Origin of the sequence: Clostridium amylolyticum, assembly GCF_900142075.1 — a bacterium.
In the GTDB taxonomy this organism is placed as follows: Bacteria; Bacillota; Clostridia; order Clostridiales; family Clostridiaceae; genus Clostridium_AA; species Clostridium_AA amylolyticum.
Genome location: NZ_FQZO01000010.1, coordinates 120962 through 129402 on the forward strand (window position 1 = coordinate 120962; position 8441 = coordinate 129402).

10 protein-coding genes are annotated in these 8441 nt (G+C 31.6%); 8 read left to right on the forward strand and 2 right to left on the reverse strand.

Annotated elements, in window-relative coordinates; genetic code table 11:
• The 4 genes from BUA82_RS18205 (at position 1) to BUA82_RS18220 (ending at position 2881) form a co-directional block, all read left to right on the forward strand.
• On the forward strand, positions 1–897 hold the full coding sequence (locus BUA82_RS18205) for a dihydroorotate dehydrogenase (RefSeq protein WP_073011851.1): 897 nt from the start codon (positions 1–3) through the stop codon (positions 895–897).
• Between the two features lie 110 nt (positions 898–1007).
• Positions 1008–1571 carry an orotate phosphoribosyltransferase gene (gene pyrE / locus BUA82_RS18210; RefSeq protein WP_073011854.1) on the forward strand — a complete coding sequence of 188 codons (564 nt, stop codon included), beginning with the start codon at positions 1008–1010 and terminating at the stop codon, positions 1569–1571.
• Positions 1572–1733: 162 nt separating this feature from the next.
• Complete coding sequence (locus BUA82_RS18215; RefSeq protein ID WP_073011857.1) at positions 1734–2285, forward strand: signal peptidase II; 552 nt, start codon at positions 1734–1736, stop codon at positions 2283–2285.
• 41 nt (positions 2286–2326) lie between these two features.
• On the forward strand, positions 2327–2881 hold the full coding sequence (locus BUA82_RS18220; protein WP_073011862.1) for a histidine phosphatase family protein: 555 nt from the start codon (positions 2327–2329) through the stop codon (positions 2879–2881).
• Between the two features lie 110 nt (positions 2882–2991).
• Here the strand turns inward: BUA82_RS18220 and BUA82_RS18225 are convergent, their stop codons facing one another.
• On the reverse strand, positions 2992–4068 hold the full coding sequence (locus tag BUA82_RS18225) for an N-acetyltransferase DgcN family protein (protein WP_073011865.1): 1077 nt from the start codon (positions 4066–4068) through the stop codon (positions 2992–2994).
• Positions 4069–4521: 453 nt separating this feature from the next.
• On the opposite strand from BUA82_RS18225, the gene orr reads away from it, so the two are divergent.
• The 4 genes from orr (at position 4522) to BUA82_RS18245 (ending at position 8039) form a co-directional block, all read left to right on the forward strand.
• Entirely contained in the window at positions 4522–5592 is a 1071-nt protein-coding gene (orr, locus tag BUA82_RS18230) for an ornithine racemase Orr (protein WP_073011868.1), read from the forward strand.
• Between the two features lie 113 nt (positions 5593–5705).
• Entirely contained in the window at positions 5706–6497 is a 792-nt protein-coding gene (locus BUA82_RS18235; protein WP_073011872.1) for a hypothetical protein, read from the forward strand.
• Positions 6487–7461, forward strand: a complete 975-nt coding sequence (locus BUA82_RS18240; protein WP_073011876.1) for a tetratricopeptide repeat protein — start codon at positions 6487–6489, stop codon at positions 7459–7461. The genes BUA82_RS18235 and BUA82_RS18240 overlap by 11 nt, the downstream gene beginning before the upstream one ends.
• A gap of 20 nt (positions 7462–7481) precedes the next feature.
• The gene (locus BUA82_RS18245) at positions 7482–8039 is read left to right on the forward strand and encodes a DNA-3-methyladenine glycosylase I (RefSeq protein ID WP_073011881.1); all 558 of its coding nucleotides are present in this window, start codon (positions 7482–7484) and stop codon (positions 8037–8039) included.
• A 170-nt stretch (positions 8040–8209) separates the two neighbouring features.
• Here the strand turns inward: BUA82_RS18245 and BUA82_RS20860 are convergent, their stop codons facing one another.
• The gene (locus BUA82_RS20860; RefSeq protein WP_178140782.1) at positions 8210–8359 is read right to left on the reverse strand and encodes a hypothetical protein; all 150 of its coding nucleotides are present in this window, start codon (positions 8357–8359) and stop codon (positions 8210–8212) included.
• Positions 8360–8441 lie beyond the last annotated feature (82 nt).

The window sequence follows — 8441 nt, forward strand, 5'->3', positions numbered from 1 at the left end:
ATGCTACATGTGAATATATGTGGAGTTGATTTTAAAAACCCTGTAATAGCAGCCTCCGGTACCTTTGGCTTTGGAGAAGAATATAATGATTTTTATGATGTATCAAAGCTTGGAGGTATATCTTCAAAAGGGCTTACTTTAAATAAAAGAGAAGGAAATGATGGAATTAGGATTTTTGAAACCAGAGCGGGTATATTAAATAGTGTAGGGCTTCAAAATCCAGGAGTGGATAAATTCGTTGAATCAGAGCTTCCAAAGATGAAAAAACTTGATACGGTAATAATTGCAAACCTAGGAGGGGGGACCTTGGAGGACTATATTATAGGGGCTGAAAAATTAAGCCATAGTGATGTGGATATGATAGAACTAAATATATCTTGTCCTAATGTAAAATCAGGAGGCATGGCTTTTGGAATTAAATCTATGGTGGCCTATGAGGTGGTAGCTGAAGTTAAGAAGATATGTAAAAAACCGCTTATGGTTAAGTTATCTCCTAATGCTGAAGATATTGTAAACATGGCATATAAGTGCTGTGAAGCAGGAGCAGATGCTCTTTCCTTGGTAAATACCTTTAAAGCAATGGCTATAGATATAAATAAAAGAAAGCCTGTTTTTAATAATGTCACTGCAGGGCTTTCAGGTCCAGCTATAAAGCCCATAGCCTTGAGGATGGTATATGAAGCATATAAAGCAGTAAAGGTTCCTATAGTAGGCATGGGCGGCATAAGTACCTGGCAGGATGCCATAGAGTTCATTATGGCAGGAGCCAGTGCTATACAGGTAGGCACAGCAAACTTTATTAATCCAAGGGTATGCCTAGATATTATAGATGGCATTGAAGAGTACCTAATAAAAGAAAATATTAAAGATATAAAAGAAATAACAGGAATAATCTAGAAACCCTTAAGGGGAATTGAGATTAAGAGGTAGTGTAAAGTGAACTATGAAAAAAGAAACAAAAAAATAAAAGGTAGAAAATGAACCTTTGAAAATAGGAGGGACAAGTTATGGAAAATATAAATGTTATTGAAATATTAAAACAGTGTGATGCACTTTTAGAAGGACACTTTTTGCTATCCTCAGGAAGGCATAGTAATAGATACTGTCAATGTGCCAAACTCCTTCAATATCCAGATAAAGCAGAACACGTGTTGAAAGTGGTAAAGCATAAGATTAAGGATTTAGATTTTGATATTATAGTGGGGCCTGCCATGGGAGGAATAATAGTGGCTTATGAACTAGGTAGACAAATAGGTAAACCGGCCATATTTACAGAAAGAGAAAATGGAGTAATGACCTTAAGAAGAGGCTTTGAAATTAAAAAAGGACAAAAAATACTCATAGCAGAGGATGTGGTTACCACAGGGAAGTCTTCCTTAGAAACTGCAGAGGTATTAAAAAGCTATGGTGCTGAAGTAATAGGAATATGCTGCATAGTAGATAGAAGTATTGATAAAGTAGAGCTTCCTGTATATGGGGCGGTAAAGCTTCATATAGAAAGTTATGACCAATCCCAATGCCCTATGTGTAAACAAGGAATCCCTTATATAAAGCCGGGATCAAGAAAATAATATGGTAAAAAATGTAACTGACCCTGGGGTGCTGACATTATATGTCAGCACCCCAGGGGTAGTTACATTTTTTGGTATTAGTAATTTTAGTTACAATTTGTTAATTTATAGGGTAAAATAATAATGGGTAAAATTATTAATTATAGACTTCAGGAGGTATAAATGCGAAGAAAAGTTTTAGATATAAACTCCCTAATTAAGGTAATGGTATTAATTGTATTAGATCAAGGCATTAAACTTATGGTGAAAGGTTATTATGGAACGGAGAAAACCATTATACCTAAACTATTGTATTTTAAGCCAAAGTTGAATGATAAGTATTCTTGGTTTAACTCTATGTTTAGTTTTGGAGGCGGTAAAGCTTTTCATATATTATTGGTTCTTATTATGATTTTTCTAGTTTATTATTTATTTAAGTATATTTATACTCATTACAATACTAATACAGGAGTAGAGGTATTGAAGATTCTAATATTTTCAGGAGCTATTTGTTCTTTAATAGATAAGGTTTTTTGGAATGGAAGTTTAGATTACGTATATTTATATGGACTATTCATTTTTGATCTAAAAGATATTTATATAACAGCATTTGAAATATTTGCAGTAATATTGTTAATAAAAAATTGGCAGTCAGTTTCTAAAATAGATGATAAGAAATTATTTAAGGATTTTTGTAAACTAATTAAAAAAGACATATTTTATAATCATAAGTAAATTATATGAAGTCCAGTTTAAAGTAGAATCGAGGAAAATGGATGAGCACCACAATTTATTTAATTAGACATGCAGAGATAAGTTTTATACCCAATGAAAATAGAAGAGGTCTATCAGAAAAAGGTAAAAAAGATGCAAGAATACTTACAGAAAGACTTAAAAGTTATAATATAAGCAAAGTGATTTCTAGTCCCTATTTAAGAGCTGTGGACACTGTAAAAGGTATAGCGGAAGAAAGGGGGCTGGATATAGAAATAATAGATGATTTTAGGGAAAGGAAGATAACTAGCGGATACATAAAGGATTTTTATTTCTTTACTAAAAGTCAGTGGGAAGACTTTGAGTATTGCCTTCACCAAGGAGAGTCACTAAATGAAGTAAAAATGAGAGGTATAACAGCTGTTCGTATGCTTTTAAGTAAATATAAAGGAGAAAATATGGTCATTAGCACCCATGGTACTATTTTAGCTGCTATGATAAATTATTATGATAGTAACTGTGATTATAATTTTTGGTTAAACTTAAAAATGCCTGACGTGTATAAATTAGTATTTGAAGGAAAAGAACTTATGTCCATTGAACATATTGAAATATGACATATGGAGTGGCGTTATTACATAGAAATAAAAGATTTAGAGAGGATGATTATTTAAATTATCCTACTAAATCTTTTATTGAAATTTATTGATTAAACTCAAAAATTTTATTAGGAAGCTGTATTCTTAGTTACGTCAGGGAAAAGCCTTAAAATCTCATCTATTATTTTATTGGTACCATATTTTAATATGTCTGTAGTGGGAATTTTAAATTGTTTTTCGCAATCTTTTATGACCTTATCAATTTCAAGCTTGGATATGTTTTCGTGATTTATGGTTATTCCTATAACAGGTTTTTTAGATAGATATTCTATAAGGTCTATTTCGCTTTTTAATGAGGGGACTTCTAAGAATGGAAAGTCTACCCTTATTTTTCTCTTTGGTACGTGTTGAATTATGAAGGCATCTGGATTTGCCCCTTTAATAATACCATAAGAAGATAAATAAGCGGGATGGCTTAATGAACTTTGACCTTCTACCAGTATTAAATCAGGTTTTTCATTTTCAAAGGCAGATACTACTGCAGCTTCAATTTCCCCCACCACATATTGAGAATTTATAACATCTATAGGTACTCCATATTTAGCTCCCTGTAAAACTCCTGTTTGACCAGTAGCTATATAAGCGGTGTTAATACCCATTTTTCTTAAGTCTCGAACAATCTCCATTAGGGTTGTCCTTTTTCCTGCGGCGCAATCTAATCCTAAGATGGCTATTACAGGACAGATAACCTTTTCAATCCTCCCTGTAAACAAATTTAGCTCATTTAATGGCTTAGGCTTTCTTATATCATGTATTTTTACATTATATTTTTCTGAGCACCTTACCAATTCTTTATTATCATTAAAAAATATAGGAAGCCCATTTACTATATCCATTCCTGCTTTCATAGCTTCCTTAACTGCTTTTACTATGAAATCAGGTAGATATGATTCTGAGGGTGCAAGGCCTATAATGAAATATTCAGGAACAGTATCTAATATTTTTAATGCTTCCTTAGTATTCTTAAATATAGGTATGTTATTCTTAACCCCATCTAATACCATACCGCTATCCTTACCTGATTTTGTACTGTCTATTATTGCTAATATGTGGTATTTTTCTGAATAACGCACAAGACCATTGGCTACTTTACCATCAATTTCACCAAACAACCCTTCGCAATAAACTATAGCTGTGTTTTTCATAAAAATCCTTCTCCTTTCAATAAGCTTACAAAAGATAATATATTTGTATAAAAAAAACACTATATACTGCAAGTAATTAAAAACCAATATAGTTTTAAATATATTGGAGTATAAATTACAGTCTACGGTGATTTAATCAACTGATTTAATATAAAATTAACAATAAATTAGGCGAGAATTTCATATATAATAGCGAATTAGATAAAAATGTTGATTTTAAATTCCTTAATAATAACATCAATGTGTTTATGTGTATTATATCACACTATAAGCATGAAAAGTGACAACTAACGCTATAATTAACAGAATATTTGAAATTTGCACATAATATTAACCTCTGTTAAAATTAAATTATAAAACCTTAGAATAATAGTATACATTTCCTAAATATAATTTTAAGGTGTAATAGGTTTAAATAGACAATTATCACTTATAATTTTAGGGGGTGAGGATTTGAGTAAAGCTTATCCATGTTTAGACATTGATCTTAAAAAATTAGCTCATAATACCAGAGAAATAATTAAGTTATGCCATGAAAATGGAGTAGAACCCGTAATAGTAACTAAAGTATTTTGTGCCAATGAAACTATAGTTAAAACCATAGTAAATGAAGGTATCAACACTGTGGGAGATTCTAGAATTAAAAATCTTATGAAGTTAAAACAAATAAATTGCAAAAAACTCCTGGTGCGCATTCCCATGAAAAGTGAGGCGGATAGTGTAGTACAGTATGCAGATATCAGTTTAAATTCAGAACTGGAAGTTATAAAAGAATTGTCCCACTGCGCCCTTAACCATAATAAACTCCATGAAATAATCCTTATGATAGATTTAGGGGATTTAAGAGAAGGGGTGTTGCCCCAGGATGTATTAGATACGGTAAAAGAGATAATAAAACTCCCTAATATCAAGCTTATAGGATTAGGTACAAACCTTACCTGCTACGGCGGGGTAATTCCTGAGGAAAACAATTTAACGGAACTTGTAAATCTAAAAAACAAAATAGAAGAGGAATTTAATATAAAGCTCCCTATAGTTTCTGGTGGCAACTCCAGTAGCTTTTACATGGTGGTAAACCATACCATACCAAAAGGCGTAAACCAGCTAAGAATAGGGGAAGCACTGGTGTTAGGCAGAGAAACCGCCTTTGAAAAAGACTTGAATAATTTATATAATGACTCCATTATTCTGAAAGGGGAAATAATAGAGTTAAAAGAAAAGCCTTCCCTTCCTAAAGGGAGAATAGGAGTGGATGCCTTCGGAAATAAGCCAAGCTTCCAAGATAAAGGGCTTATGCAAAGAGCCATAATAGCCCTAGGAAAACAGGACATTCTACTAGAAGGTCTTACACCTTTAGATAGTAAAATAGAGATACTAGGAGCTAGCAGCGATCATTTATTATTAGATTTAACAAAATGCGGTAAAGAGTACAAAGTTGGAGACATAGTAGAATTTCATATGAACTATGGTTGTTTGCTGGCAGCAATGACATCTAACTATGTGAATTTAGAATTTAAAATTTAGAATTTAGAATGAAGGAAACTTTTTCTGGAAAAGCACCAGAAAAAGTTTAAAATATAGAGGGTGAAACTCAGGGAGTTTCTTAATAATAATATATATTAAAAAGAGGATGTTTTATGAGGGCGTTGAAGTATGTGGTAATGACTGTTTTGTTTATAATTTTAGGCACCGTAGCCTTTATTGCTTCGATTTTTTTCTTAGATTATAAGAAGATGATTTATGTATTTGCAGTATTTATGGGACTTTTAGTATATTTGTTTGTTATTGTTATCAGGGGAATGGTAATGCGAAAAAGAAAACTATTGTGTTTTCAGGGTATTGGCTCTGCAGTAACCCTTTTGATAGCAGCAGTATTTCTAATGGTAAGTAATACGATAATTTTTCTATCAAGTATAGTTTTTATCCAATTGAAAGAACCGGTGATGGAAAAAGATATAGAGGAAGATGTTACTCTGCACTCTGTTTACTCTCAATGGAAGGATAAAAGTAAATATAATAAAGCTTTTATAAATGAAAAGTATAAAAATGCTAATTTAATGTATACTAGTGCAGCAGAAGGTGGTATAGACTTAGTTAAATACTATATTGATAATATACAAAAAGATTGCGAAACTGTATTATCTCCAATAGCTCTCAGAAATGTAAATATAAAATTACAATACGATGAAAAAATGCACAAGTCCTATATACCTAAAAATATTGATTATAAAGCTTTGTATAGAACTAATATATTTACTAATGAGATAAGCACAGTGATTTTAGATGCTTATGAGGATATTTTAGCTTCTTCAGCTTATGATTTTGAAAGGTTAATAAGGCATGAATATACCCATTACTATTTAGACATGTTATTTAAAGATAAAAATGTTTCTGTTAGAAGTATTCCTATGTGGTTTTATGTGGTTTAATGAAGGGGTTGCTGAATATTTTGCTTACGCATCGCCCACTTCATATATAGCACTACCAGAGAAGATAATACCTTTCAAAGAAATCACTAGAGAAGATCAATGGGTAAAGGCTTTTAATCCAGAAGAAGATATATATGGCCAAGCTTATTCATCTATATTTTACTTATGTGCTACAAAGGGTGAGGGGATAATAAGAGATATTTTGATGAAAACCATAGAAAAAGGCTTTGAAGAGGGATTTAAAGAGGCGGTAGGCATTACTATAGAGGCTTTTGAGGAAGAAATAATAAAACTTGCTCAGGATAAAAAGAAAGATGATGTTAACTGGAAAGGATATAAGCTACGGTTAAAAACAAATATATATGAAAATGTTGAAGAAAAATATCAGTTAAGAAAAGAAGGAATAGAAAAATATATAAGTAACTATCCTAATAATGTAAAGGCTTATATAGGATTATCTATGATGTACTCACAAGAAGAAGATTATAAAAAGTCTTTGGAATTAAGCGAAAAGGCAGTTCAGCTAGAACCCAATAATACCCTAGCAATAAATAGAAGAGCCTTAGTAGCATTAATTTGTAAAGACTATAAGAAAGCGCAGCAGGACTTTGAAAAGCTTATTGAATTAGAGCCAAATAATTCTGCAGCTTATATCAATCTATCACAAGTATTTTTATTTACAGATGTTAATAAAGCGGTAGAAATCATGGGAAAAGCAGTTAAAATAGAAAACACACAGTTTAACATAGAAATATTAAACAGCTACAAAAATTATGAAAAAGCACTAAAGCAAGGAAATACTTTAAAAGCCTGTTACGATTTTCTAGAAAGCAACGAAGACTTATATCCAGAAATAAAGCTTGCACTAATCACTAAAACCCTAGATGAAAACGGAAATAAGAACAGTAAATACAAAAGCGATTTAGAAGCACTAAAAAGGATGATAGAGCAAGAAGAAATTTAAATTCACAATTAGGAGGAATTATGATTAGATGTTCTTGGTGTAAAGATATAGATATATATGTAAAGTATCATGATGAAGAGTGGGGAGTTCCAGTCTATGATGATAAAAAGCAGTTTGAATTTCTTGTTTTAGAATCAGCTCAAGCTGGCCTTAGTTGGTTAACTATATTGAGAAAAAGAGAAGGATATAGGGAAGCTTATGAGGATTTTGATGTGAACAAGGTAGCAGCCTTTGATGAAGATAAGGTTAAGGAGCTAATGAATTTTCAAGGGATTATTAGAAATGAAAGAAAGATAAGAGCTTCTATAAATAATGCTAAAAGGTTTATTGAAATACAAAAGGAATGGGGGAGTTTCTGCAATTACATATGGAGCTTTGTGGATAACAAACCTGTGCTTAATGAATGGAATGATGAATCAGAAGTACCAGCAACTACTGAATTGTCGGAAACTATAAGTAAAGATCTTAAAAAGAGAGGTTTTAAGTTTCTAGGACCAGTAATAGTATACTCCCATCTACAAGCCACAGGTATAGTTAATGATCATGTTAAGAAATGCTTCAGATGTAAAACAATTTAGAATTAAGAATTTAGAGTGTAAAATGAAGGATAGTTTTTCTGAGAAAGCATCAGAAAAACTGTTTAATTTACTTCAAAACAAAAAACTCCTCTGGGAGTTTTTTGTTTTATATTATTTTAAAGAAACTCAGTGAGTTTCCACCTTCATTCTCAATTGTAAATTTTAAATTCTCAATTACCCGCTATTTCCTCGTAGCTGGTTATCGCATATTCTCTGCCTTCTGGGGTGAGTTTTATAACATCTTTTTCTATATAGATTTTCTTTTCGGTTTTTAGTCTTTTAATGGTGGAGTCTAGGAAGCTACTATTGTAGATTGTCAAGCAAAATTGACCCCCTTTTACACTGAAATTTGACCCCCCTCACAGTTAAATTATAATTAAGCTAAGGCCATCATTTTTTATA

Excerpts from the sequence above, each read along its gene's own strand:
- BUA82_RS18205 (WP_073011851.1), top strand. The coding sequence starts at position 1 with ATGCTACATGTGAATATATGTGGAGTTGATTTTAAAAACCCTGTAATA.
- pyrE (WP_073011854.1), top strand. The coding sequence starts at position 1,008 with ATGGAAAATATAAATGTTATTGAAATATTAAAACAGTGTGATGCACTT.
- BUA82_RS18215 (WP_073011857.1), top strand. The coding sequence starts at position 1,734 with ATGCGAAGAAAAGTTTTAGATATAAACTCCCTAATTAAGGTAATGGTA.
- BUA82_RS18220 (WP_073011862.1), top strand. The coding sequence starts at position 2,327 with ATGAGCACCACAATTTATTTAATTAGACATGCAGAGATAAGTTTTATA.
- BUA82_RS18225 (WP_073011865.1), bottom strand. The coding sequence starts at position 4,068 with ATGAAAAACACAGCTATAGTTTATTGCGAAGGGTTGTTTGGTGAAATT.
- BUA82_RS18235 (WP_073011872.1), top strand. The coding sequence starts at position 5,706 with ATGAGGGCGTTGAAGTATGTGGTAATGACTGTTTTGTTTATAATTTTA.
- BUA82_RS18240 (WP_073011876.1), top strand. The coding sequence starts at position 6,487 with ATGTGGTTTAATGAAGGGGTTGCTGAATATTTTGCTTACGCATCGCCC.
- BUA82_RS18245 (WP_073011881.1), top strand. The coding sequence starts at position 7,482 with ATGATTAGATGTTCTTGGTGTAAAGATATAGATATATATGTAAAGTAT.